The organism is Paenibacillus piri, assembly GCF_004354045.1.
Taxonomy (GTDB): domain Bacteria; phylum Bacillota; class Bacilli; order Paenibacillales; family NBRC-103111; genus Paenibacillus_S; species Paenibacillus_S piri.
Window position 1 is genome coordinate 71,223 of record NZ_SMRT01000022.1, and the last position, 24,541, is coordinate 95,763.

The window sequence follows — 24,541 nt, forward strand, 5'->3', positions numbered from 1 at the left end:
GGGATAAACCTTATCGTGATGCCTTATTCGGCGCACAGAACAGATTATTGCAGATGCTCACGCAGGAAGTTGAACGTCCGCGCGAATGCGTCTTGGGCCGCTTCCGCCCGGTACGAAGCGCGCGTATCATTGGCAAAGGCATGCGGCGCACCGTCGTAGATGCGGTAATCGAACCGCTTGCCCTGCTGCTCCATCGCCGCAGCGAACGCGGGCACCTGCTCGGTGATGCGCGTGTCGAGCTCGCCGAAGATGCCGAGCATCGGGCACTGCACCCGGGCAACCTCTTCCGCTTGCGGCAGGTTGCCGTAGAACACCACCGCGGCGCTGAGCCCGGCGCCGCCGGCGGCCATCCGGGCGGCCAGCATGCCGCCCAGGCAGAATCCTACCGCGGCCACCGAACGCGGCCGCGAACCGCTCTCGCGCACATAGGCTGCGCTTGCCGCGAGCAGCTCCAGATGCGCCGGCGCCTGCGAGCCGGCGGCAAAGATCCGCTCCAGCGTCTCGCCTATCGCTTGACCCTGCGAGCCCGGAAGCTCGCTCAGCGCTTTGCCGCGCGCTTCCGGGTCGCGCCATGCCGCCGGCGGCACCGAATCGAGGAACCGCTTCGCGGCCGCGATCCGGTCCTCCTGCAGCTCGGGCGCTTTGACGCCGTCCCTATGGAACAGGTCCGGCGCCAAGGCCGCATAGCCGGCCTGCGCAAACCGGCCGGTCACATCCCGGATATGGTCGTCGACGCCCCATATCTCTTGAATGACGATGACCGCGGGCTTTGCCGGCACGTTCCCTCCCTCGGGCTGCGCCAAATAGCCCGAGTACTGCTCCTGCTCGCCGAATGTTACCCACTCGCCTTTGATTCCCATGTTCTCCCACACTCCCTGCCAGGTATTGGATATGTCATGTGACTAACCTAAGCATAAGCGAGTGCGGGCATGTTTTCAACTTGCGGTCATTCGTTCCACCAGCGCTTCAGATCTTCCCACCAGGTGCCGTTGCCCTTTGCTTTGCCGGGCTTGGCAGTATTGCTGCCCGGAGGCTGCTGCGTACAATATTCGGTAGGCTCCGTGCCCTGCACGAAGGCTTCCAATCGCGAATTGGGGCAGCCGTCGCCCGCCAGCTTGCCGGTAGCCGGATCGATATAGACGCTGACGACGCCGTCCGGCACCGGGAACAGCTTGGGCGGGACCGACTCCAGCGCCCGTTCCGTAAACTCCGCGAAGATCGGTGCGGCCAAATGCGATTCGACCGCGCTGATGTTGCGATCCTTGTCGTAGCCGACCCAGACGGCGGTGGACAACTCGGGTGTATAACCGACCAGCCAGGCGTCGGTATTGGTTGTGCCGGTTTTGCCCGCGACCGGGCGCTTCAGCACGCTGGAGACCCGGCTGCCGGTACCCCCCTGCTCGAACACGCTTTCCATGAGCTGCGTCATTACGTAGGTGTACGGCGCCTCCATTACTTTTTCCGCTTTGGGCTTCGCCTCGTAAATCGTCCGTCCGCGCCGGTCTTCGATGCGGACGATAGCGGTCGGCTCGACCCGTACGCCCTGATTGGCGAAAATCGCGAATGCCGAAGACATCTCGTACGGGCTGACCGGGAACGTCCCCAGCGCAAGCGAAGGGAGAGGCTTGAGCGGGCTCGTAATCCCCATTTTTTGAGCCGTGGCGATCACGTTTTCAGGGCCAACGTCCAGCAGCGTATGAACGGCAAAAATATTGTCCGACTTGGAGATCGCCTGCCGCAGATCGATCATATTGAAATAAGTGTTGTTAAAATTGCTTGGCGTATACGATTGCCGGCCGTTATCGTAGGTGAACGTCGTCGGCTCGCTTTTGAAGCGGGTCACCGCCGTATATTTCTTCTGCTGCAGAGCGGTCACATAGACGATCGGTTTAAACGACGAGCCGGGCTGGCGGCTGCCGGCAAAAACCCGGTTGTACTGGTTTTCGCTGTAGTCGCGGCCGCCGACCATCGCTTTGATGTAGCCATTGCGCGGATCGATGGCGACGAGTGCGACCTGGATGTCGTTAAATTGGCTCAGCTGGCTTGAGACGACCTCCTCGGCCGCCTTTTGCGCGCCCATATCCAGTGTCGTATAAATTTTCAGGCCCGTTTCTTCAAATTGCTCCTCGCCGATACCGAGCTGATCGGTGACGACGCTGCGCACGTAATCGCGGAAGTACCCGGCGATGGCCGGCTTTTTCTTCTCCAAGGGCAGTATCGTGAGCTTCTCTCTGGCCGCTTTGTCCGCAGCTTGCTGCGTAATCGCGCCCGACGCCACCATCGTCTGCAGGACGGTTAATTGGCGTTCTTTCGCATTTTTGGCGTCGTAGTAAGGGGAGTAATAGCGCGGTCCTTTCGGGATACCGGCCAGCATGGCGCTTTCCGCCAAGGTCAAATCCTTCGCTTCCTTGCCGAAAAACAGCCTGGCCGCCGCCTGAATGCCATACGTCGAATGGCCGTAGTAAATCTGGTTCAAATATTCCTCGAGAATTTCATCCTTGCTCATTTGCAGCTCCATCTGCACGGCATAGTACGTTTCCTTTATTTTTCGCGTCCAGGTCCGTTCATGGGTCAAATACAGGTTGCGCGCCAGCTGCTGCGTGATCGTCCCCGCGCCCTGCACTTTGGACATATGCTGCAGATTGACCAAGGCGGCGCGGGCAATGCCGCGAATATCGAAGCCGTAATGATGGTAAAAATTTCGGTCTTCAATGGCCAGCGTCGCCTGGATCAGCGATGGGGACACATCGTTGAGCGGGATGCTTTGACTGTTTTTTCCGCCGTTCAATATTTCGATGACCTCTCCCTTGCTGTCGTAAATTTCGGTAGAAGGCCCCATCTTGGAGACGGGCAGAGCTTGCGATCGCATAAATAAGAGCACAAGAAAGAGCGCAGCGGCACAGAGCATAAGGGATGAAAAGGCGAAGGAGCTTATTTTTTTCAACCGCCGAAACCAGCGCAAGCCGTCCTGTTCATCGGGCGTGTGCCGCCGGGAGGAGGCGGTATTATGGTTGTTTGCTTCCGACACGGGCCATCATTCCTTTCCTGGGGAATAGGAGGATGAAAAATAAGTGCATACATTCCATTATGGAAAAACTTAGCAGTCCTTATTCACCGGAAATCGGCCATAAATTAATTTTTTTTGAAGACTTTCCGTTTTAGCCCCGTTTGTATTTGCAATTTCGGGCGGATACACTATAATACAATTTGATGCATTGCAGCTTGTCGCAATTTGACAGAACCGGATCATTGGATAAAGATCGTTTTTATGAAAAAATGGACGGAAATCGTGAGAAAGAAGGTTGATCAGCCATGGAATTATGGTACACGGAAAAACAAACGGAGCAATTCGGAATAACAGCGAAAATTCGTGAGACGCTTGTAACGGAGAAAACCGATTTTCAAGATCTTGCCATGATCGATACAATAGAATTCGGCCGCATGCTCGTTCTGGACGGCATGGTGATGACTACGGTAAAGGACGAGTTTGTTTATCATGAAATGGTGGCGCATCCTGCGCTGTACACGCATCCCAATCCCAAGCATGTGCTCGTAGTGGGCGGCGGCGACGGCGGCGTTATCCGCGAGGTGCTGAAGCATCCCGAGGTGGAAAAAGCGGTGCTGGTCGAAATCGACGGCAAAGTCATCGAATATTCCAAGAAGTATTTGCCCGAAATCGCCGGCGAGCTTGACAATCCGCGGGTTGAAGTGATCGTGAACGACGGCTACATGCATATTCACGACCATAAAAATACGTACGACGTTATCATGGTCGACTCGACCGAGCCGGTCGGTCCTGCCGTTGAGCTGTTTAGCCGCGGTTTCTACCAAGGTATCTTTGAAGCTTTGAAGGATGACGGCATTTTTGTAGCGCAAACCGACAACCCTTGGTTCAAAGCGGACCTGATCCAAAGCGTCAACCGCGACGTTAAAGAAATTTTCCCGATCGTGCGCGTGTACTGCGCCAATATTCCGACCTACCCGAGCGGCTTGTGGACCTTCACCCTGGGCAGCAAAAAGCATGATCCGCTGCAGGTTGACGAAACGAAAATTCCCGAAATTGATACCAAATACTACTCCCCGCGCCTTCATAAGGCCGCCTTTGCGCTGCCGAAGTTCGTAGAGGATTTGTGCAAATAAGAACGGCCAATGGTTGGCTGAAGAAATTGGCGAAGGAAGTGTAGCGCATGCGTTTGGATCAAGCCTATTCCGGCAACGTGTTTATATTGAGCTCCGATGATTACGAGGCATCCCGCGCCGTTATTTACGGAATGCCGATGGATTTTACCGTCAGCTTCCGCCCCGGCTCCCGGTTCGGTCCGCCCCGCATCCGCGAGGTATCGATCGGTTTGGAGGAGTACAGCCCTTATTTGGATAAGAGCCTGGAGGACATCACTTATTTCGACGCCGGCGATTTGCTGCTTCCTTTCGGCAATCCGGCGCGCAGCCTCGATATTATCGGCGATTATGTGCGCGGTTTGCTGAACGACGGCAAATTCCCGATCGGCCTCGGCGGGGAGCACCTATGCTCATGGCCGATATTCCGCGAGGTTTACGCGAAATACCCAGATTTGGCGATAATCCATTTCGACGCTCATGCCGATCTGCGGGAGCAGTACGAGGGCGAACCGCTGTCCCACTCCACGCCGCTTCGCAAGGCGGCGGAACTGATGGGCGGGCGCAACATTTATCAGTTCGGCATTCGCTCCGGTTCCCGGGAGGAATTCAAGTATGCCCGCGAGCATATTAACTTTTACCCGTTCGAGGTGCTGGAGCCGCTGAAAAAGGTGCTGCCGGAGCTGGCCGGACGTCCGATCTATTTGACGATTGACATCGACGTGCTCGATCCGTCCTGCGCTCCGGGTACCGGTACGGCGGAAGCGGGCGGCATTACGTCCAAGGAGCTGCTGGCGGCGATCCACGCAATGGCGGCGGCCAATCTCCACTTCGTCGGCGCGGATGTCGTAGAAGTGGCGCCTGCTTATGACCCGACGGAACAGACCCAGATCGTTGCGGCCAAATTGATCCGGGAAATGTTGCTCGGACTTGTCAAGTAACCGACGGTAGTCTTAACAATAATCAAGGCAGCCCTTATTGCCAATCGGCGATAAGGGCTGCCTTTATTTTTCCGTGACTAATGCCGATCTTCAACCTCCCGGAGTATCCTTCTTTCGCAGGAACGGGAGGTTTTGAGTGACGGCGCGCCGCATGATCATCCGGTCCAACGCTTCCGGCGTAATGCTCGGATTGCCTGCGTTGACACGGGGGATATGCATCGGATCGTCGCTGCGGGACAACGTCCGGTTCACGACGGTGAACGCGTACCGAATCCCGGCTTGCCGCAGCAGCTCCGTCGCTTCCTTGCTGTAATCGCCGAACGGATAAGCATACATGTCCACAGCTTTCTGCCGGAGCCCGGTCAGGCTGTTTATGCACATTTGCGTATCTTTGACGACGCGGCTCCGGTAAGCTTCGTCGGTCTCCATCTCGCCGTTCACCTGCATGAAGCTGGTCAGCGCGGGAATGCCATCTACCTTAGTATGAAGCTCGTGGGAGTGACACTGGAATTCGATGGTGTCCGTCTGTGTGGACATTTCGCGGATTTCGTCCTTTGACAGCGCGGCCAATTTGGGTGCTTTCGGATTGGCCAGATCCTTGGTCACGACGAAGTTGACGGCAGGAATGCGAAGCTCCTTCAATATCGGGTAGCCGTATGTATAGAAGCTTTCATAGCCGTCATCGAAAGTGACCAGCACCGATCTTTTGGGTGCCGGACCCCCGTCCATAAAAGAGCGGAATTCGTCCAGCGTCATAAAATGATACCCTTTGGACTTCAGCAAAGCCAGCTGGTTCCGGAACAGCTCCGGGGTTATCGTCACATTGCTTTTGTCTTTATCGCTTAAATGGTGATACGCCAAAACCGCAACCTGATCTTTATAGGAGTAGCTCCCCCAACGGTATACGACGAACAAGATGAGCGGAAGCGCGCAGCTGAACAGCAGTAATTTCGTTATCCTCGACATGACTGAACTATAACCCCTTTGATTCTCAGGACGTACCTTGTCTTAGTGTAAAAACGGTAATCTCCGGCCTGCACCAGAACCGGACAGGGAGCACCGAAACGCCGATGCCGCGGTTCGTATATACAAGCAGCTTCCCGCCGCCAAGCGAGTACAAGCCGTTGACGTATTTTTGCGCATAGCGCGCGGCGATGATGTGGCCGTAAAACGGCAGCCGTACCTGCCCACCGTGACTGTGGCCGGACAGCTGCAGGTCGACCGGATGCTGGAGCGCCGTATCGGCAAAATCCGGGCAGTGGGACAGCAGCAGATGGAAATCGCCCGCGGGCACGCCCTGCAGCGCTTTCGCCAAATCCGGCTTGCCCTCCCACATATCGTCGACGCCGCTTATCCAGATCCGCGACCGGCCCCGTTCGAGGGGGGCCGACCGATTGGTAAGTACCGTAAAACCGCTGCCGGACAGCAGACCGGCAATTTGCTCCGGTTTCCGCGCCAAGTAATCGTGGTTGCCGAGTACGGCCGCCTTGCCGAACGGCGCTTTTAAGCGGGACAGCTCCTGCGCAACCGGTCCGCTTTCATTGATCGCCGAATCGTACAAATCGCCGGTGAAACAGATCAGATCCGGCTGAAGCGACTGGATCTTCGTAACCAGCTTAGCCAAATGCGGGACGGAATAATGGAATCCCAGATGCACATCGCTGAACTGAACGATCCGCATGCCGTCAAAAGCGGCCGGAAGCCGTTTCAGTGCCAGCTCCACCGGATTGATTTGAAGCCAGCCGGGCTCGACGAACCGCGCATAGGAGTACCCGGTGAATGGGACGGCGGCGATTCCGGTCAGCGCATAGACGCTTTTTTTCAAAAATGTCCGTCTGTTCATCGTTCCTGCCATCAGCTTCCCCTTTTTTCAAGCTTGTAACGAGTCTTAACAAATATATAACGTTTAAAACCTCGTAAGGTTGCTGTCGTCATCTGTGAATTTTTCGAAAATGGTTTGGTGTAACTCCTTCTTGCTGCTTAAACAGCTTGATGAAATAGCTGCTGTCCTCATAGCCGACATGCCGGGCAACGTCCCGGACCTCCATATCCATCATTTGCAGGAGCAGCTCTTTCGCTTTGCGCAGCCGGTAGCGGGTTATGTAGGCGAAGGGGCGGATGCCGAGCGTCTGCTGGAATAACAGGCATGTATGCTGCGGCGTCACCCCCAGTCTGTCGGCCAACTGCTGCAGGCTGACAGGCTGGTTATAGTTTTCCTCTATATAATGAAAGGCGGGAGCGAGCTGCTCGGCCTGCTGCTGCTTGGAGCGAACCTCGGAGCGGGAGGTGTATAGGTACAAATCGAGCAGCAGCTGATAGACGAGCGCCGAACATTCGACCCCGCGCAGCGGGTTTTGCATCTGCAGCAAAGACAGAATGGACACCATCTTCGAAAGCGTAATGTCGGGATGGGTCAAATTCAGCACCGATGATCGGTGGAAATGCAGCGACGCCAGCATATCGGCCATATGGGCGCCGTTGAACGTTACCCATTTCAATGTCCAAGGCTCGCGGACCGGAGCATATTGATGCTTTTCGTGGGGGAACAGCAGCATCCCTTGTCCTTGGCTGACCGTATACGATTTGCCGCCCGTTTCCAGCCGCCCCGTTCCATGCAGTGTCTGAATCCATTGGAAGTCCGGAAAGCCGTGCTCGCGCATCATCGGCTCCTGGTTATGCCAGCTCCCGACGCTCGTTACATAAATCGGAAACTTCTGCTCCATTTCCGTAATGACGCCAAATATGTTGTGATCCATCATACTGCGATCCATCCGTCGTCCAGCTCCCGCCGATTGAGATATGAATATGTTTATATTATCAAGAAAATTGTTTGATTGATATAAAGGAAAGATACGGAGGCGCGTTGATTAACCGTCCGCTATTCGCTACACTATGGGTTGTGTGACAGGAGGTTGGAAAGCAGCGATGATTGGGCCAATGAAAGTGGATGTGCAGATAGAAAGCAATATCGATGGCGAACGTATAACCCAGCATATAGAAGGCGACGTATATCCCAAGGAAAGCCATTATTACTTGCGCTACGAGGAACCGTCCGCCGAGCTGAAAGGGACGGTCACGACGATCCGGCTGGAGCATGAAAGTATACGCATCATCCGTCAAGGAGGCGTCCGTTCGGAGCAGACATTTGTATGCGGAAAGCGGCTCAGAGGCTATTACGATACTCCGCAGGGAAGGCTGGAATTGGAAACGGAGACCCGGACGCTGGCCGTCGATTTGACGGAAGGTCTCGGCACTGTGGAATGGAGCTACGTGCTGTATGCGATGGGTGAGGCATCGGGAGCTTATCGGTTGAAGCTCACGATTTCCGCCCGATAAAGGGCGAATGCTCATTGTTTTATAACTGAAAAAAGCCCTGAAAAAGGGCTAATTATCCGTGGGAGACAATTTGGAGAGCGCGCCGACTGCGCGCAGGGCATGGATTTCTTTAATGCTGATTCCTGTGCGGATCAGCAGCTTGGCATTTTTCTTAATGATCGATTTGACCTGCATCGGCTTTAAGCCGGGCTTCCTGGACAGCATGAGCGCAATCACGCCGGTTACATGCGAAGTTGCCATGGAGGTGCCGCTCAGCTCATGATATTTGCCCCGTAGCCAGGTCGAGTAAATTTTTTCGCCGGGCGCGTAAATATCGATCTTTTTGCTGGAGTTGCTGAAGGGGGCGACCTTCCCGCGACGCGTCGTGGCTCCAACCGCTATGACCTGGCGCAGCCGTGCCGGATAATCGATGGTTGCCTGCTTGCCCTCGTTGCCGGATGAGGCGACGACAATGACGCCGGCATGGTAAGCGTTGCGGATCGCGGTTTCCAATGCTTTGCTGTAGGTTTTCATTCCGAAGCTCATGTTGATAATATGAAGCTGATTTCTTACGCACCAGTCGATGCCGCCGATAATATCCGAAACGAAGGCGCTTCCCTGATGGTCGAACGCTTTGACGGGGTGAATTATGGCCTGCGGGGCGACGCCGTTGATTCCGCGCTGCCGGCCGGATGCGGCGATCGTTCCGGCAATATGGGTGCCGTGCCCGTTATCATCGTTCGGCATTAAATGCCGGTTCAGCAAGTTCACGCCATAAGACAGGCAATGACGGAGGTCGGGATGCGTGTAGTCGGCGCCGGTATCGATCACGCCGATGCGGATGCGATCCCCTTTGGATTTGCCCCATGCCTGCGGAGCGCGGATATGACTGATCCCCCAAGGCACGCCTCCGATCCGGCCGCTGCTAGCTTTTTTGCCTGCGGGTTGGACGGCGCTTACGATTTTGGAAGTATGGACGCTCATCTTGCTATCCGTTTCGATCGATTGTATAAAAGGAACAGACGCCAGCTTGGAGATCGATGCCAAGGCGCAGGAGAAGGCCGAAATGATTTTTAAAGGCTGGATGCCGTTCAGGCGGGGCAACGATTTTTTCATCAGGTTCCACTGCTCGAGACAGGCCCCGAAATCATGACGGTTTGTGAATCGGATGATATGCTTGCTTTCGGCGCCTTCGGCGCCTTCCATGGCTTCGTCCAGCCATTCGACAAACAAGGATGGTTTCAAAGCTTCGTCCCTCCCGCATATCGGAATACCATTTTGCACTTTCCATATCTTATGTGGGAATGAGGTCTGCGGCATGTGCGCATCGCCTTTTTCTAAATAAATGGGTACTAAGCCGTGTCAGAAACAGGGCGGCGACATACGATGAATGAGGGGAATCGTCAGGTTCTCTTACTTAATGAAGGGAGCGGCGGACGGGATTCGCCGTCTTCGCGGATACAGTCAAGGCGGAGGAACGATGTCCTTCGCTTCTTCTTTTTTTTCAACGATGCGGCACAGTTGCTTTTTTACATAAAATGAGGTTTACTATTAGGAGTATAATGGAATATTGATTAGAAACGCTTGTGAAAATGTTCGAAGGGACGTGCTTGAATGAGTGCACAATATACGCTCAAGGTCGGTGCGGAGAAGGCTAAAGAGATGCCGATGGTCGATCTTGCATTTGAAGTGCTGAAAGCGGCCAATACACCTTTTTATTACCGTGACCTGATGGCGGAAATTTCCAAAATAAAAGGACTCTCCGAAGAAGAAGTCATGCAGGTGATCGCTCAACTATATACGGAGATCAACATTGACGGAAGGTTCGCATGTGTCGGCTCGAATTTATGGGGCTTAAAGCGTTGGTATCCGGTAGAGAAGTCGGAGGATGCGGTCGGCAGCGGCAAACGTCCACGTATCATTAACGATGAAGACGACGACCTGGACGACGAGGATCTGTTTGCCGAGGAAGAGGACGCCTTCGTTGAGGAAGAAGAGTACGATTCCTTCGATAAAGTTCGCGACGACGATTTTGACGCCGAGGAAGAAGCGGAGGAAGAAACCGAGTTCATAGCCGAAGAGGAGATGGACGAAGAAGAGATGGAAGACTCCGGCATAGATGAGGAAGAAGATGCGGAGATTGACGATGATTTGGACGACGATATAGATGAAGACGATGAGGACGAAGAAGAAGGCAGCGACAAATAATTTTCGATTGTCCCGCTTTACTTGACAGCGCTGGGCGTTGAGAGTAAACTATTTTCTGGGCTTTTGATTGATGAGTGATTTTTGACGAATGTCTTAACTATAGTGCCCCCTTTATTTCGGGGTGCTTTTTTCTTTTTTAAAGGGCGATTTATGCCGTATTCAGAATGATTTTGCTTTGGCGTCACAAGCTTCCCGGCAAGTGGAACACAAGTTTACGGGTACCGGTTTCGAGGCATACTATCTATCAAAATTGGAGGTTTTACATACATGACCAAGTATATTTTTGTTACGGGAGGCGTCGTGTCCTCGCTAGGCAAGGGGATTACGGCCGCATCGCTCGGAAGGCTTTTGAAAAACAGGGGTCTTAAGGTAACCATCCAAAAGTTCGATCCATATATCAATGTGGACCCGGGAACGATGAGTCCCTACCAGCACGGTGAAGTATTTGTTACGGACGACGGCGCGGAAACCGACCTGGATTTAGGCCACTATGAGCGTTTTATCGATATTAACCTGTCCAAAAACAGCAATGTCACGACCGGGAAAGTGTATTCCTCCGTCATTACCAAAGAACGCAGAGGCGAATATTTGGGCGGGACGGTTCAAGTGATCCCGCATATTACGAACGAAATCAAGGACCGCGTGTTTCGCGCAGGCCGGGAAGCCCAGTCGGACGTCGTCATCACGGAAATCGGCGGCACGGTCGGCGATATCGAGAGCTTGCCGTTTTTGGAAGCGATTCGTCAAATTAAAAGCGATATCGGCCGCGAAAACGTCATGTATATTCATGTTACGCTGATTCCTTACTTGAAAGCGGCCGGCGAGGTGAAGACGAAGCCGACCCAGCATAGCGTGAAGGAGCTTCGCAGTATTGGTATCCAGCCGCATGTCGTCGTCTGCCGTACGGAGCATCCGCTGACGGATGACATGAAGCGCAAGCTGGCGCTGTTCTGCGATATCGACGCCGGCGCCGTCGTCGAATGCCTCGACGCGGACACGCTGTACGAGGTGCCGATGATGCTCCGCGAGCAGGGGCTGGACGACATCGTCGTCAATCATCTGAAGCTTGCCGGCAACCCGCCGGATATGACGGAATGGGAAAACCTGGTCAAGCGCGTCAAATCGCTTAAGCATACGACTGAAATCGCAATCGTCGGCAAGTACGTCGCACTTCATGATGCTTATTTAAGCATTGTCGAAGCGCTGGGCCATGCCGGGATCGATTGCAATACCGAAGTGAAAATCCGCTGGGTGAATGCGGAGGATGTTTACGATCACAATGTAGCCGAGCTGTTGGGCGGCGTACAGGGCATACTGGTGCCCGGGGGCTTTGGCGACCGCGGTATCGAGGGAAAAGTATCGGCGATCCGCTATGCCCGTGAACATAAAGTGCCGTTCTTCGGCATTTGTCTCGGCATGCAGGTAGCGGTAGTGGAGTATGCCCGTTCCGTGTTGAACCTGGAAGGTGCGAACAGCTCCGAGATCAACCCGACGACGCCTTACCCGGTCATCGATTTGCTGCCGGAGCAAAAGGATATCGAGGACTTGGGCGGCACGATGCGTCTCGGCTTGTATCCGTGCAAGCTGGCGGAAGGATCGCTCGCCATGCGCTGCTACGATGACGAGCTTGTTTATGAAAGACATCGTCACCGCTACGAGTTTAACAATGAGTACCGCGAAACGATGGAAGCGGCAGGCCTCAAGATTACGGGCACATCGCCTGACGGACGTCTGGTCGAGATTGTCGAATGCCCGGAGCACCCGTGGTTTCTGGCTGTACAGTTCCATCCGGAATTTACTTCCCGGCCGAACCGGCCGCAGCCGTTGTTCAAACATTTTGTTCAAGCGGCGTTTAATTTATCCCAATAAGGGAATACTTCATAATCCGACAGCATATACCAAATAATAGATAAGCTACCTTCAAAAACTTCTTGATTTGTAAAAGTTTTCAACTTTCCTTCAGCAACCAGCAGGAATCTCAAGATTTGTAGCGAATTCATGTTGTTAGGCTAGTTCATTCAGAGCGGAGTTCCGGCAATGCGAATGCTAAATGAGGAGGTTACCGTATTGAAGAAGAAGTTGCTTATTGTAGATGATCAGAACGGTATTCGGATTTTGCTGATGGAAGTGTTTAGCAGCGAAGGGTATGAGACCTATCAAGCATCAAACGGAAAGCTAGCTTTGGAAATCGTAAGATCAGCCTCTCCCGATCTGGTTTTGTTGGATATGAAAATTCCGGGTATGGACGGATTGGACATTTTGAAACATATTAAAGCGATCGACAGCTCCATCAAAGTGATCATGATGACCGCCTACGGCGAGCTGGATATGATCAAGGAGGCTACAGACCTCGGAGCAATCATGCATTTTACCAAACCTTTCGATATCGATGAATTGCGCAATGCGGTTAATAATCATTTGCGCCCATCCAATAGCAGTTCATATGCAGTGGGGTCCTGAGGATACAGGGTCTCTTTTTTTTACTCTATTATTTGGTTATATTATGCAGTTCCGGTTTATGAAAAAAGCTTGCCGCTTGGTTATCTTTTTAGTTGTAATATGCTATAATAGGTCAGTATGACAAATGAGCGGTTTATTGCAATAAACTCGGTCAATAATTACTAGGAGGAAGAGTCACATGCCATTGGTTTCAATGAATGAATTTTTGCCCAAAGCTAAAGCAAACAAATTCGCGGTAGGTCAGTTCAATATGAACAACCTGGAGTTCGCCCAGGCTATCGTTGAAGCTGCACAGGAACTGAAATCTCCTTTCATCTACGGTGTGAGTGAAGGAGCTTTGAAGTATATGGGTATCGAGTTTACCGTAGCAATCGCGGAAGCGGCGGCCAAGAAATCCGGCTTGCCGATCGCGCTTCACCTGGATCATGGCAGCAGCTTTGAAGTCGCGATGAAATGTATCCGCGCGGGCTTCAGCTCCGTTATGTTCGACGGCTCTCATTATTCGTTTGAAGAAAACATCCGCTTGACGAAAGAAGTCGTCAAAGCGGCGCGTGCGATGGGCGTTTCCGTTGAGGGCGAGCTCGGAACCATCGGCGGCGTGGAAGACGACATCAGCGTGGATGAGGAAAATGCAAGCTTGGCGAAGCCGGAAGAAGCGATCCGCTTCTACGAGGAAACCGGCGTCGATTGCCTGGCAATCGCCGTAGGTACAGCCCACGGTATGTATGCAGGCGAGCCGAACATCCGTTTTGACATTATCGAGGAAGTATCCAAAGCGATTCCGGTACCGGTTGTGCTTCACGGCGGATCCGGCGTTCCTGATGAAATGATCGCCAAATCGATCGCGGCCGGCGTAGGTAAAATCAACGTGAATACGGAAAACCAAGTCGCTTGTACCGATGCGATTCGCGAAGTGCTGAACAAAGACGCGAAAGTGTACGATCCTCGTAAATACCTCACTCCTGCCCGCAAAGCCATGGTTGAAGTGGTTAAATCCAAAATTCAATTGTTCGGAAGTTCCAACCAAGCTTAATTTGAATGACGGGAAATGCATCGTGACGACGATGTGTTTCCCTTTCTATTGTATTGTCTTGATGTTGACGCCTATCGGTTATTCATGTCGTTTAGTGCTTTAAAGTGGTAATGTGGAAGGAAGAGGGACGAATGGAGAAATTGATGGTCGCCGGCGGTCGTCCATTGCAGGGGACAGTTCAAATCAGCGGTGCCAAAAACAGTGCAATCGCTTTAATACCGGCTGCAATTTTATCGGAAACGACGGTTACGCTGGATAATTTGCCTATTTTAAGCGATGTGGCTATTTATTCGGAGCTGCTCGAAGAGCTGGGGGCAGTCGTGCAGCGGAACGAGGATCAGATGATCATCGACCCGAGCAGGCTGAAATCGAAGCCGATGCCTAACGGCAATGTAAAGAAGCTTAGAGCCTCTTATTATTTAATGGGCGCACTGCTCGGACGCTTCGGGGAAGCGACGATCGGATTGCCGGGCGGTTGTAATTTTGAGCCGCGGCCTATTGATCAGCATATCAAAGGTTTTGAAGCGTTGGGCGCACAGGTAAGCACGGAAAACGGAGCCTTGCATATTCAAGCGAAGCAGCTCGTCGGAGCGAAAATTTATCTCGATGTCGTCAGTGTAGGGGCGACGATTAATATTATGTTGGCAGCCTCGCGTGCCAAAGGCTTTACTTTGATCGAAAATGCGGCTAAAGAGCCTGAAATTATAGATGTTGCAACGCTGTTGAACGCTATGGGCGCGAAAATTAAAGGAGCGGGCACGGAAACGATCCGGATCGAAGGCGTGGAGTCCATGCATGGCTGCCGGCATTCGATTATACCGGACCGCATACAAGCGGGTACATACATGATTGCCGCCGCTGCAACCCGTGGCGACGTCATTGTAGATAACGTTATTCCCAAGCATCTTGAGGCCATTACGGCTAAATTGCAGGAAATGGGCGTAACGATTGAGGAGATGGATGAATCGATTCGCGTGATCGGCCGGCCCGAATATCAAAGCGTCGATGTAAAAGCGCTTGTATACCCCGGCTTTGCGACGGATCTTCAGTCGCCGATGGCTAGCTTGCTTACGCAAACCCAAGGTGTCAGCATACTGAGTGATTATGTTTACAGCAACCGCTTCAAGCATGTCCCGGAGCTGCTGCGCATGGGGGCCAAAATTAAAGTGGAGGGCCGCTCCGCCGTCATCGAGGGCGGAGCGCTCAGCTTCGCCAAAGTGAAGGCGACCGATTTGCGGGCAGGAGCCGCGCTTGTGATCGCAGGATTGACCGTCTCGAACGGTGTGACCGAAATAACGGGCGTCGAGTATATCGACCGGGGCTACGATCATTTGGTGTTGAATCTATCAAATTTGGGCGCCGAGGTTTGGCGGGAGCGGGATTAACCCGGTATAGCCGAACTGAATTTGGGTAATGCTAGATTATATTTCAAATTTTTGAAAATTTAATAGTTTGGTGGTTGAGAAGATGGATATGCCTCTAGCGCAACTAGAAGCACTGAAACTGACAGAACTTTACCAGTTGGCCAAAAAGCATCAAATCCCGTATTATGGGCAATTGAAGAAAAAAGAACTTATATTCGCTATCTTACGAGCGCAGGCAGAAAAAAGCGGATTGATGTTTATGCAGGGCGTGCTGGAAATATTGCAGGACGGCTTCGGATTTCTGCGGCCTATTAACTATTTGCCGAGCTCCGAGGACATCTACATTTCCGCTTCGCAAATTCGCAAGTTTGATTTGCGGTCGGGCGATCTCGTTTCCGGTAAATGCAGACCTCCCAAAGAGAATGAACGTTATTTCGGACTGCTTCATGTCGAAGCGGTCAATGGAGAGGATCCTGTAACCGCAGCGGAGCGGCTGCATTTCCCGGCTCTGACCCCTTTATATCCGCAAAGAAAGCTTGGCTTGGAAACATCCCCTGCGCATCTTTCTACCCGGCTTATGGATTTGTTGGCGCCTGTCGGCTTTGGACAGCGCGGTTTGATTGTCGCTCCGCCTAAAGCGGGCAAAACACTGCTGTTGAAAGAAATTGCCAACAGCATTTCGACGAACCATCCGGAGGTCGAGCTATTTGTGCTCCTGATTGACGAGCGTCCGGAGGAGGTTACCGACATGCAGCGTTCCGTGAAGGGCGAGGTTGTCGCCTCCACATTCGACGAGCTGCCTGAAAATCATATCAAGGTCGCCGAGCTCGTGCTTGAAAGGGCGCAGCGGTTGGTGGAGCATAAGAAAGATGTCGTCATTTTGCTCGACAGCATTACGCGGCTGGCCCGTGCCTACAATCTGGTCGTACCGCCATCCGGCCGTACGCTGTCCGGAGGTATCGATCCGGGCGCCTTTCACCGGCCCAAGCGCTTCTTTGGCGCGGCCCGCAATATCGAGGAGGGCGGCAGCTTAACGATTTTGGCTACGGCGTTGATCGAGACCGGGTCGCGTATGGATGACGTGATATACGAAGAGTTTAAAGGAACCGGTAACCTGGAGCTGCATTTGGACCGGAAGCTGGCCGAACGGCGTATTTTTCCCGCTATCGATATTCGGCGTTCCGGTACGCGCCGCGAGGAAATGCTCCTGACCAAAGACGTGCTGGATAAAGTATGGGCGATTCGCAAAAGCATGAACGATTCTCATGAATATATCGAAGCGTTTATTAAAAAGCTGGCCGACTCCAAAACGAATCAAGAGTTTCTCGATTCGCTTGATACGTCCGGCAGCAAGCCGTCCGGCGGCAGCGGCGCATCCTCGTCCGCCTCGTCGTCGAAACGGGTGAAAAATTCGGCATCATAAGCTTGCGACCGGCTTCGCCCGAGGGCGAAGCTTTTGGTTGTGCCGGCTGTGCATAAGGAGAAGCTGCTTTATGAATCTAGTTTATGCCGACCTTGACGGGAACGTATTTGACCATCCCGATTACGTCTCCCTCGGTCGCAATGGAGATATGGTTACGGACATTATGGACGATGAGCTGATTCCGCTGCCGGAGGGGGCCACCTTGGTCAGCCTTCCGCATACCCGGCCCATCGGCGTTCATGCCGAATCCGGCGAAATGCGGGTTGTGCCGGGAGAGATTAACGCGGTAGGCGCATTGATGCCGCAGGGCTTTACTCGCCTGCTCCTGCCCAGCTATGTGAAATCGGATAAAACGCAGGCGCTCCCGCTATTCGGTTATACCGCCGTCGTCTGGAAGGACGGGCAATTTTATGTCGCCGCCCATGCAAGCGACGATGCGGAGCCGTGGAACCCGCGCAACTGCGATCCCGCAGAGCTGGAGGTTAAAGTAGAGACGCTGTTGAAAAATTATGAAGGCAACCGGCTGTACCGGCACTTGTCCAACTGTGCGTTGGAGTACGAGTGTCTGACAGCCTCCAACACCTTTCTGGGACGGTTGGAAGGCGCCGTACCGGTCTCGTTTTCCTGCAACGCCGGCTGCTTCGGCTGTATTTCCGAGCAGCCGGAGGACAGCGGCTTTCCAGCTCCGCAGACGCGGATGAATTTCAAGCCGACCGTGGATGAGGTCGTTCAGGTGATGCTGGAGCATTTGAGGACGAAGGATGCCATTATCAGCTTCGGACAAGGCTGCGAGGGCGAGCCTTCCACGCAAGCGCCAACGATCATTGAAGCGATGCGCCGCGTCCGGCAGCAAACCGGCAACGGTTATATCAACATCAATACGAACGCCGGATTGACCGATCATATCCGCGGCATTGTCGATGCCGGGCTTGATCTGATGCGCGTCAGTACGATCAGCGCGTTGGACGATCATTACAACGCCTACTACAAGCCGCGCGGCTATACGCTGCGTAATGTCGAGAAGTCGCTGCGCTATGCGGCCGACAAAGGGGTCGTCACGTCGATCAACTACCTGATTTTCCCGGGCGTTACGGATCGTGAGGAAGAGGTCGAGGCGATGATTGAATTCGTTCGCCGCACCGGGCTGAAGCTGATTCAGCTGCGCAATTTGAACATTGACCCGGAAAGCTACCTTAACCTCATTCCGAAGCCGCAAGGCGAGCTGCTTGGCATGAAGCAGATGCTGGACATATACGAGCAGGAGCTTCCCGATGTGGTACTGGGCTCCTACACCCATATACCGGCAGAACTGAACCGGAGAAATAGCTTGCATCGGCAGCAATCAACATGATATAATTCATGTGTTTTCTATATGATAACTCTGTTTCACATGGTGATTCAGGGCAAAAGAGGTGAAAGTCATGAAAGAAGCAATCCATCCAACGTATCACAACACTACAGTTACTTGCGCTTGCGGCAATACGTTTGAAACAGGCTCCATCAAGCAAAATCTGCGTGTTGAAATTTGCTCCGCTTGCCATCCGTTCTTCACAGGTAAGCAGAAGTTTGTTGATGCCGGCGGCCGTGTCGATAAGTTCAAAAAGAAATACGGCATCTAATTGCATGAGTTACCAATTGCTTACAGCATAATCCAGCCTCCTGTGGCTATCCTAAGAACACATTCTTTAGGAAGCTGCAGGAGGTGTTTTTGTTGAAAATAGATATCAAACAAGCATCAATCGTACTGTTGAGTGCTCTCGTGATCCTATCGTTCACGGCTTGCCAGAAACAAAATGTCCAAGTCAAATCTTACGCAAACGACGGACTGCTCGGTATATCGGACGTCAATCCGAATATGCCGACAAGCCCAACCTATCACAATTATAATGCGGATACGCAGCTTATGAAATCCACGATCAATCAAATTCCCCATGTCAGGGGTTCTTCGATTACGGTGAACGGGGCTGTCGCTAATGTCAGAATCGATGTGCCGGCCCGTTTATCGGATCAAGAGCTGGCTGCGGTTGAAAGAGAAGCATTCGACAAGTTAACGCAGGCGATGCCGCGGTATACGGTTAAAGTTTCCGTTGCTCGCAAATAATGCCGGCGGTTGCTATTTCATTGTGAATCGACTATACTTATGTTTGCCGTGCTAGACGGGGAGGTAGCGGTGCCCTGTAACCTGCAATCCGCTATAGCGGGGTTGATCGCCTAACTGCGGTATTGCGATGTGAGGCTTGGGTTTTAGAATCGGTGTTGAGAGTCGGGTCCTTCGCAATGGATGCTTGTGAACCCGGTCAGGTTCGGAAGAAAGCAGCCGTAAACAGGATGTTTCATGTGCCGAAGGGTGGCCTAACTTGAGTCGAGTCTAGAAATTCCGCTTGGATCGTAATATCAAATTAGGTGCACGGTTTACATACATGCATATACACGTGGCAAAACATCGTCTCAGGCTGCAGAAGCGGCTTAACGGCGGTGTTTTTTTGTTTTACAGAAGGAAAATGAAATATTTAGGAGAATTGTATACTAAAGTTAACTGGGGTTGGTAGTCAAGGGGGAGGTGGTCCGGTGCAGCAAGGATTGAATTTGCTACAACGATTCGCTGGTACATTTTTACGGGATGTTAATCTTGGCGTCATTTTGATGAATACCCAATTTGAACTCATTGATATCAGTGATATGGCCTGCCGCGTGCTTGGGCTGGTGAAAGAGGAGATAATCAACTGCCCGGTGGAACAAATATTTGCCAATATGCCGGCGGAACATCAATTGGTGCATCGCAACATTTTAGACGGGATGGTCGTCCGCAATCATGCGCTTTCCTGGACGAATAACCAGGAGCGCTATGAGCTGCTCGTGGATTCCAACGTGCTGCGCGATGAAGAGCATCGCGTCGTTGGCGCTTACATCATATTTAAAGATGTGACGAACCTCCGTTCGCTGGAGGAACAGGTACAGCGCAGCGACCGTCTGGCGATGATCGGCCAGATCGCGGCGGGAACCGCCCATGAAATCCGCAATCCGCTCACATCGATCAAAGGCTTCTTGCAAATGATGCGCAAAACGATGCAGGATCTTGGGATGGAACGGGAGAGCGGATACACCGAGGTGATGCTGACGGAGATCAACCGGATCAATGAGCTGGTCAACGAGTTTCTATTGCTCAGCAAACCGAAAAACGTCACCTATGACGCGGTCGATATTTCGCGGGTAATGCGGGAAATATTGCCTATCATTAATAATGAAGCGATTATGCACGGGGTTAGCGTACAATACGAATCGGCCGATAAGCTGCCGCAGGTGATAGCGGATCGGGAGCTGTTGAAGCAAGTGTTTCTGAATATTTGCAAAAACGGGATTGAAGCGATGGGAGACGGGGGCAGGTTAACTCTGACGGAAAGGGTGGACGATGACGAGCGAAAAGTAAATTTCGATATTCATGATACAGGTCCGGGAATACCGCTTTTTGTTATCGATAAAATCTTCGATCCTTTCTTCACTACGAAGAGCGAAGGGACAGGGCTAGGTCTGTCGGTTTGCCAGCGAATCATTCATGATATCGGCGGTCATATCCGTGTCTCTTCGAAAGGTTTCGGGACGACGTTTACCGTCAGCATCCCTTTTCCATGACCACTACAAACGCCTCCCGATGTGTAGTATACTATATAGGATAAACATTTGTTGGAGAGGACGTTATGGCACATATCGCATTATACCGAACGTGGAGACCGCAGGCCTTCCAAGAAATTGTGGGTCAAAAGCACATCGTTCAAACGTTGCAAAACTCGCTGCGCGAAGGTCGGTTTACGCACGCTTATTTATTTAACGGGCCCCGGGGAACGGGGAAGACAAGCGCTGCCAAAATATTAGCCAAGGCCGTCAATTGTCTGAACGGTCCGGCGGAAGAGCCATGCAATGAATGCGCGAATTGTATCCGGATCACGGAAGGCGCGGTTATGGACGTTGTAGAGATCGACGCTGCCTCCAACAGGGGCGTAGAGGAAATCCGCGACATCCGCGATAAGGTGAAATATGCGCCGACTGAAGTCCGGCAAAAAGTATACATTATTGATGAAGTTCATATGCTGACGACGGAAGCTTTCAATGCGTTGTTGAAAACATTGGAAGAGCCGCCTGCGCATGTGATGTTCATTCTGGCAACGACGGAGCCGCACAAGCTGCCGGCTACGATTATTTCGCGCTGCCAACGGTTTGACTTCCGTCGCGTTTCGCTTGAAGAGCAGGTAGAGCGGCTGCATCTGGTATGTCATGAAGAGCAGATCGAGGCTGACGATGACGCAATCCGTTTTATCGCCAGACTGTCCGACGGCGGAATGCGCGATGCGCTGAGCCTGCTGGATCAGATCATGGCGTTCTCCGGCAAGCATGTCACCTATGAGGACGTTATTTCCATTACGGGAGGAATGGCCTCGGATCAGTTCGAACAGCTGATTCAGGCTGTGAAGCGGCGTGATGTTGCGGCTGTGCTGCAGCTGATCGACGCATTGATGCAGGAAGGCAAGAGCGCCGACAAGTGCATGGAAAACCTGCTGTATTACTTCCGTGATTTATTGATTGTCAAAATGGTTCCCGGCTCGCAAGCCGCAACGGACCGAATCATCGATGTCAAGCAATTTGCCGCCGTCGCCGAATCGTTCACGACCCAGGAGCTCATCTCCATGATGGACACGTTGAACTACTACCAGACGGAGATGAAATATTCCGTACAGCCGCAGACGCTGCTGGAAGTGGCGCTGATGAAGCTGTGCAGCCCGACTTCCGGCGAAGCCCCGGCCGGTCCGGCCGATGCTTCCGGCGGGGCCGCGGGCCGCGGGCCCGATGGGCTTGTGGCCCAATTGACGGGCCGCATTCAGCGGTTGGAGGAGCAGCTTGCGCAGCTGCAAAAGCAAGGAGCGGCGCCAGCGGCCGTCGGCGGTGCGGGCAGCGGGCCGTCGGGTCCGACTTCGCGCAGCGCCGCCATTCCCGCGGCGATGAAGAAAAGCGTAGAGAAGCTCGACGGCTTCCTGCAGGGGAAAGATTCCCCCGACAGCAAGGCTGTCGCCCAGCGGTGGAGCCAAGTGCTGGGCCGCGTCAAGGAGCAGCGCATTACGATTCACGCTTGGCTCGTTGACGGGGAGCCTGTCTCGGTTTGCGACGACGCAGTGCTGGTTGCCTTTAAAAGTTCCATGCACCGCGAGACGACGGAGAAGCCCGCCAATAAGCAGTTGATCGAGCAGGTCATGACGGATGTGCTTGGCAAGCCGTCCCGCCTCGTAACGATCATGCTGAAGGATTGGAAAGCGGCCGCCGATCAGGCCCAACCGGCTGAAAGCGGCAAGGAGGAGCTGAAGCTGGTTCCCGAGGATGAGTCTCCGGCTGTTAAAGAGGAATGGATTAGTGAAGCGATCCAATTGTTTGGTGAAGATTTGGTGAAAATAAAAGAAGACTGACACAAGGAGTGGATTCGAATGAACAATATGAATCAAATGATGAAGCAAGTGAAAAAAATGCAGGAGCAAATGCTCAAAACGCAAGAGGAGCTCGCCCAAAAAACTGTCGAAGGCACAGCCGGCGGCGGTGTCGTAACGGTGAGCGTCAGCGGACAGAAGAAAGTGACCTCCATCGTCATTAAACCGGAGGCCGTAGATCCGGATGACGTGGAAATGCTGCAGGATCTCGTCCTGACGGCTGTTAATGATGCGATGACCAAAGCCGAGGAGATGGCCAACAAAGAAATGTCGCGCTTAACCGGCGGCATGAACATTCCCGGTTTATTCTAAAACTTTTACACATAGGCGTGCCGGACTGCTTCGTATGCCCGCGCAGATGTTCAGCGTGCCGAGCCTATTATCGGCTCGCCGTTCGATATCGGCGTACGTGCTCTGTAATCGAAGCCAAAGCCGCACCATAAGGAGCTATCCCTTTGTTTTATCCCGAACCGTTAGCCAAACTGATAGATGCCTTCTCCCGTTTGCCGGGCATCGGCCCCAAGACGGCGGCGCGGCTTGCTTTTCACGTGCTGCGTATGAAGGAAGACGACTGTATTGATTTTGCCAAAGCCTTGGTCAATGTGAAAAGAAACCTGCACTACTGCTCGGTGTGCTGTAATATTACGGATACGGATCCATGCCGCATTTGTCAGGACAAAGGAAGAGATCGTTCGATTATTTGCGTTGTTCAGGAACCGAAGGATCTCGTAGCTATGGAGCGGACGAAAGAATTTAACGGCTATTACCATGTGCTGCATGGCGCTATTTCTCCAATGGAAGGGATCGGTCCCGACGAAATCCGGATTGCCGATTTGCTGAAGCGATTGAGCGATGAGCATGTGCAGGAGCTGATTCTCGCCACGAACCCGAACATAGAAGGGGAAGCGACCGCGATGTATTTATCCCGGCTTGTCCGGCCTTTCGGTTTGAAAGTGACCCGGATTGCTCACGGGCTTCCGGTTGGCGGCGATTTGGAATATGCGGATGAGGTTACGTTGACCAAAGCGCTCGAAGGGCGCAGAGAGCTGTAGCTTGACCGATATCAAAAAGTCACACATATCTCTGGGTATGTGCGGCTTTTTTTTAATTTATGGTTCTATCCCGGCGGCTTCTGAATAGGAATGGATTGAGGACATTGAACTTGCATCTTGCGTTCATTCCTTGTACATGCTGTTTTTTGATCAGAAGGCTAAACTCGGGAGGGATCGGTGTTGAGATTGTGGTATCGGTTGACACGCGAACAGCGCAGACGGCAGGAAATGGAGCAAAATGACAAATGGCAGCTGATGCAAGAAATCGAGCGGGCCCACATGGAATGGGTAACCGCGCAAAAAAGACTGGACTTCGTGCTTGAAAAGGAACAAATCGATTATGCGGTATTTGCATTGGAGGCTGCTGAAAAACGTTTTGAAATGCTGCTGAAGCAGGCTAAAAATTTAAACGTATCTGCCGCCGATTTCCATAGAGGGAGGGCCATGGAGGGCTAATGGTTAAAACTTATTTGCTGTGGGCGATTTTTGCGATTTCCGGTATTATTCTGTTGTTCACGCTTTTTCGGCACAAATATGCATTTAACTGGATTGGCTATGTTTGCCTCCATGTTGCAATTGCCGCATTTTTATTGTATATTGTTAATCTGCTCGGGCCGTATACCCGAGTCGAAGTTCCGCTGAATGCGACGACCGTCGGTACGGTGAGCATCCTCGGTGTTCCCGGGTTAATGCTGCTTCTCGCACTTAAGCTGTGGATCGTATGATGTAATGACGGCTTTGGAAAAATAAAGACTTGCATTTACTTTCCGAGCTGTGGTATATTAAGAAAGTCGCCGCTAAAAACGACGGCGAAATGAATGGCAAAATGAATTGAACATAGTTTCCTTTTAGTTTGCCGGACTTGCCCTTTGAAAACTGAACAACGAGTGAGTGTTAAAAATAGAGAATGCAAATTCTCGCTAGCATTACTTTTGAGCTTAAGACAAGCTTTTTTACATCCCCTCAGTAATGTGGGGCCCCCGAAAAGTAATCGGAATTCTCTACGGAGGTTCCGCTTCACTTTTTGGGGTATCGTGGAGAGTTTGATCCTGGCTCAGGACGAACGCTGGCGGCGTGCCTAATACATGCAAGTCGAGCGGACTGTTCCTTCGGGGACAGTTAGCGGCGGACGGGTGAGTAACACGTAGGCAACCTGCCTGT

The 24,541-nt window shown here is 52.6% G+C and carries 24 protein-coding genes, 1 rRNA gene and 1 other RNA gene; 20 read left to right on the top strand and 6 right to left on the bottom strand.

Translation table 11 applies throughout. The features are described from left to right. Positions 1 to 44: 44 nt before the first annotated feature. Both E1757_RS30760 and E1757_RS30765 read right to left on the bottom strand, forming a co-directional pair. Positions 45 to 860: a dienelactone hydrolase family protein gene (locus E1757_RS30760; protein ID WP_133235510.1), complete on the bottom strand. Its 816-nt coding sequence runs from the start codon at positions 858 to 860 to the stop codon at positions 45 to 47. An 86-nt stretch (positions 861 to 946) separates the two neighbouring features. After that, positions 947 to 3,028: a transglycosylase domain-containing protein gene (locus E1757_RS30765; RefSeq protein ID WP_425464871.1), complete on the bottom strand. Its 2,082-nt coding sequence runs from the start codon at positions 3,026 to 3,028 to the stop codon at positions 947 to 949. A 284-nt stretch (positions 3,029 to 3,312) separates the two neighbouring features. Between E1757_RS30765 and speE the strand changes: the two genes are divergently transcribed. Next, a complete protein-coding gene (gene speE / locus E1757_RS30770; RefSeq protein ID WP_133235512.1) occupies positions 3,313 to 4,140 on the top strand; it encodes a polyamine aminopropyltransferase in 828 nt (275 codons plus the stop codon). A 47-nt stretch (positions 4,141 to 4,187) separates the two neighbouring features. Beyond that, on the top strand, positions 4,188 to 5,057 hold the full coding sequence (gene speB / locus E1757_RS30775; RefSeq protein ID WP_133235514.1) for an agmatinase: 870 nt from the start codon (positions 4,188 to 4,190) through the stop codon (positions 5,055 to 5,057). A gap of 90 nt (positions 5,058 to 5,147) precedes the next feature. Here speB and E1757_RS30780 read toward each other — a convergent pair whose 3' ends face one another. The 3 genes from E1757_RS30780 to E1757_RS30790 form a co-directional block, all read right to left on the bottom strand. Beyond that, positions 5,148 to 6,023 carry a polysaccharide deacetylase family protein gene (locus E1757_RS30780; protein WP_133235516.1) on the bottom strand — a complete coding sequence of 292 codons (876 nt, stop codon included), beginning with the start codon at positions 6,021 to 6,023 and terminating at the stop codon, positions 5,148 to 5,150. Positions 6,024 to 6,048: 25 nt separating this feature from the next. Further along, positions 6,049 to 6,912, bottom strand: a complete 864-nt coding sequence (locus tag E1757_RS30785) for a metallophosphoesterase (RefSeq protein WP_133235518.1) — start codon at positions 6,910 to 6,912, stop codon at positions 6,049 to 6,051. A gap of 76 nt (positions 6,913 to 6,988) precedes the next feature. Next, a complete protein-coding gene (locus tag E1757_RS30790; protein WP_246079658.1) occupies positions 6,989 to 7,828 on the bottom strand; it encodes an AraC family transcriptional regulator in 840 nt (279 codons plus the stop codon). A gap of 154 nt (positions 7,829 to 7,982) precedes the next feature. On the opposite strand from E1757_RS30790, the gene E1757_RS30795 reads away from it, so the two are divergent. Beyond that, a complete protein-coding gene (locus E1757_RS30795) occupies positions 7,983 to 8,393 on the top strand; it encodes a YwiB family protein (RefSeq protein WP_133235520.1) in 411 nt (136 codons plus the stop codon). A 48-nt stretch (positions 8,394 to 8,441) separates the two neighbouring features. Here E1757_RS30795 and E1757_RS30800 read toward each other — a convergent pair whose 3' ends face one another. Continuing rightward, the gene (locus E1757_RS30800; RefSeq protein WP_246079659.1) at positions 8,442 to 9,617 is read right to left on the bottom strand and encodes a S8 family peptidase; all 1,176 of its coding nucleotides are present in this window, start codon (positions 9,615 to 9,617) and stop codon (positions 8,442 to 8,444) included. A 369-nt stretch (positions 9,618 to 9,986) separates the two neighbouring features. On the opposite strand from E1757_RS30800, the gene rpoE reads away from it, so the two are divergent. The 17 genes from rpoE to E1757_RS30885 all read left to right on the top strand — a co-directional run. Beyond that, on the top strand, positions 9,987 to 10,580 hold the full coding sequence (gene rpoE / locus E1757_RS30805) for a DNA-directed RNA polymerase subunit delta (protein ID WP_133235524.1): 594 nt from the start codon (positions 9,987 to 9,989) through the stop codon (positions 10,578 to 10,580). A 267-nt stretch (positions 10,581 to 10,847) separates the two neighbouring features. Next, positions 10,848 to 12,449 carry a CTP synthase gene (locus tag E1757_RS30810; RefSeq protein WP_133235526.1) on the top strand — a complete coding sequence of 534 codons (1,602 nt, stop codon included), beginning with the start codon at positions 10,848 to 10,850 and terminating at the stop codon, positions 12,447 to 12,449. A gap of 198 nt (positions 12,450 to 12,647) precedes the next feature. Beyond that, positions 12,648 to 13,040 carry a response regulator gene (locus E1757_RS30815; protein ID WP_133235528.1) on the top strand — a complete coding sequence of 131 codons (393 nt, stop codon included), beginning with the start codon at positions 12,648 to 12,650 and terminating at the stop codon, positions 13,038 to 13,040. Positions 13,041 to 13,218: 178 nt separating this feature from the next. Then, positions 13,219 to 14,073 (top strand): class II fructose-1,6-bisphosphate aldolase, encoded by an 855-nt coding sequence (gene fba, locus E1757_RS30820; RefSeq protein WP_133235530.1) that lies wholly within the window; start codon positions 13,219 to 13,221, stop codon positions 14,071 to 14,073. A gap of 131 nt (positions 14,074 to 14,204) precedes the next feature. Further along, positions 14,205 to 15,458 carry a UDP-N-acetylglucosamine 1-carboxyvinyltransferase gene (locus tag E1757_RS30825; protein WP_133235532.1) on the top strand — a complete coding sequence of 418 codons (1,254 nt, stop codon included), beginning with the start codon at positions 14,205 to 14,207 and terminating at the stop codon, positions 15,456 to 15,458. An 82-nt stretch (positions 15,459 to 15,540) separates the two neighbouring features. Next, positions 15,541 to 16,860, top strand: coding sequence for a transcription termination factor Rho (gene rho, locus E1757_RS30830; protein ID WP_133235534.1), 1,320 nt, complete (start codon positions 15,541 to 15,543; stop codon positions 16,858 to 16,860). A gap of 70 nt (positions 16,861 to 16,930) precedes the next feature. After that, positions 16,931 to 18,211: a radical SAM family protein gene (locus tag E1757_RS30835; RefSeq protein WP_133235536.1), complete on the top strand. Its 1,281-nt coding sequence runs from the start codon at positions 16,931 to 16,933 to the stop codon at positions 18,209 to 18,211. A gap of 70 nt (positions 18,212 to 18,281) precedes the next feature. Further along, positions 18,282 to 18,479 (top strand): 50S ribosomal protein L31, encoded by a 198-nt coding sequence (gene rpmE, locus E1757_RS30840; RefSeq protein ID WP_079911082.1) that lies wholly within the window; start codon positions 18,282 to 18,284, stop codon positions 18,477 to 18,479. Between the two features lie 92 nt (positions 18,480 to 18,571). Continuing rightward, positions 18,572 to 18,961: a hypothetical protein gene (locus E1757_RS30845; protein WP_133235538.1), complete on the top strand. Its 390-nt coding sequence runs from the start codon at positions 18,572 to 18,574 to the stop codon at positions 18,959 to 18,961. A 46-nt stretch (positions 18,962 to 19,007) separates the two neighbouring features. Further along, an RNA gene (ffs, locus tag E1757_RS30850) (signal recognition particle sRNA large type) lies at positions 19,008 to 19,271 on the top strand. A gap of 157 nt (positions 19,272 to 19,428) precedes the next feature. Next, positions 19,429 to 20,490 carry an ATP-binding protein gene (locus tag E1757_RS30855; protein ID WP_133235540.1) on the top strand — a complete coding sequence of 354 codons (1,062 nt, stop codon included), beginning with the start codon at positions 19,429 to 19,431 and terminating at the stop codon, positions 20,488 to 20,490. Between the two features lie 65 nt (positions 20,491 to 20,555). After that, complete coding sequence (gene dnaX, locus E1757_RS30860) at positions 20,556 to 22,310, top strand: DNA polymerase III subunit gamma/tau (protein ID WP_133235542.1); 1,755 nt, start codon at positions 20,556 to 20,558, stop codon at positions 22,308 to 22,310. Between the two features lie 18 nt (positions 22,311 to 22,328). Beyond that, the gene (locus E1757_RS30865) at positions 22,329 to 22,640 is read left to right on the top strand and encodes a YbaB/EbfC family nucleoid-associated protein (protein WP_133235544.1); all 312 of its coding nucleotides are present in this window, start codon (positions 22,329 to 22,331) and stop codon (positions 22,638 to 22,640) included. A 143-nt stretch (positions 22,641 to 22,783) separates the two neighbouring features. After that, positions 22,784 to 23,380 carry a recombination mediator RecR gene (recR, locus tag E1757_RS30870; protein ID WP_133235546.1) on the top strand — a complete coding sequence of 199 codons (597 nt, stop codon included), beginning with the start codon at positions 22,784 to 22,786 and terminating at the stop codon, positions 23,378 to 23,380. 177 nt (positions 23,381 to 23,557) lie between these two features. After that, positions 23,558 to 23,836 carry a DUF2508 family protein gene (locus E1757_RS30875; RefSeq protein ID WP_425464872.1) on the top strand — a complete coding sequence of 93 codons (279 nt, stop codon included), beginning with the start codon at positions 23,558 to 23,560 and terminating at the stop codon, positions 23,834 to 23,836. Continuing rightward, complete coding sequence (locus tag E1757_RS30880; RefSeq protein ID WP_133235548.1) at positions 23,836 to 24,105, top strand: pro-sigmaK processing inhibitor BofA family protein; 270 nt, start codon at positions 23,836 to 23,838, stop codon at positions 24,103 to 24,105. The genes E1757_RS30875 and E1757_RS30880 overlap by 1 nt, the downstream gene beginning before the upstream one ends. A gap of 306 nt (positions 24,106 to 24,411) precedes the next feature. Further along, positions 24,412 to 24,541 (top strand): 16S ribosomal RNA (locus tag E1757_RS30885); the annotation flags it as partial.

Bases quoted from the DNA above. Each gene is read 5' to 3' on its own strand.
- E1757_RS30760 (WP_133235510.1), bottom strand. From the start codon at position 860: ATGGGAATCAAAGGCGAGTGGGTAACATTCGGCGAGCAGGAGCAGTAC.
- speE (WP_133235512.1), top strand. From the start codon at position 3,313: ATGGAATTATGGTACACGGAAAAACAAACGGAGCAATTCGGAATAACA.
- speB (WP_133235514.1), top strand. From the start codon at position 4,188: ATGCGTTTGGATCAAGCCTATTCCGGCAACGTGTTTATATTGAGCTCC.
- E1757_RS30780 (WP_133235516.1), bottom strand. From the start codon at position 6,023: ATGTCGAGGATAACGAAATTACTGCTGTTCAGCTGCGCGCTTCCGCTC.
- E1757_RS30785 (WP_133235518.1), bottom strand. From the start codon at position 6,912: ATGGCAGGAACGATGAACAGACGGACATTTTTGAAAAAAAGCGTCTAT.
- E1757_RS30790 (WP_246079658.1), bottom strand. From the start codon at position 7,828: ATGGATCGCAGTATGATGGATCACAACATATTTGGCGTCATTACGGAA.
- E1757_RS30795 (WP_133235520.1), top strand. From the start codon at position 7,983: ATGATTGGGCCAATGAAAGTGGATGTGCAGATAGAAAGCAATATCGAT.
- rpoE (WP_133235524.1), top strand. From the start codon at position 9,987: ATGAGTGCACAATATACGCTCAAGGTCGGTGCGGAGAAGGCTAAAGAG.
- E1757_RS30810 (WP_133235526.1), top strand. From the start codon at position 10,848: ATGACCAAGTATATTTTTGTTACGGGAGGCGTCGTGTCCTCGCTAGGC.
- fba (WP_133235530.1), top strand. From the start codon at position 13,219: ATGCCATTGGTTTCAATGAATGAATTTTTGCCCAAAGCTAAAGCAAAC.
- E1757_RS30825 (WP_133235532.1), top strand. From the start codon at position 14,205: ATGGAGAAATTGATGGTCGCCGGCGGTCGTCCATTGCAGGGGACAGTT.
- rho (WP_133235534.1), top strand. From the start codon at position 15,541: ATGGATATGCCTCTAGCGCAACTAGAAGCACTGAAACTGACAGAACTT.
- E1757_RS30835 (WP_133235536.1), top strand. From the start codon at position 16,931: ATGAATCTAGTTTATGCCGACCTTGACGGGAACGTATTTGACCATCCC.
- rpmE (WP_079911082.1), top strand. From the start codon at position 18,282: ATGAAAGAAGCAATCCATCCAACGTATCACAACACTACAGTTACTTGC.
- dnaX (WP_133235542.1), top strand. From the start codon at position 20,556: ATGGCACATATCGCATTATACCGAACGTGGAGACCGCAGGCCTTCCAA.
- E1757_RS30865 (WP_133235544.1), top strand. From the start codon at position 22,329: ATGAACAATATGAATCAAATGATGAAGCAAGTGAAAAAAATGCAGGAG.
- E1757_RS30880 (WP_133235548.1), top strand. From the start codon at position 23,836: ATGGTTAAAACTTATTTGCTGTGGGCGATTTTTGCGATTTCCGGTATT.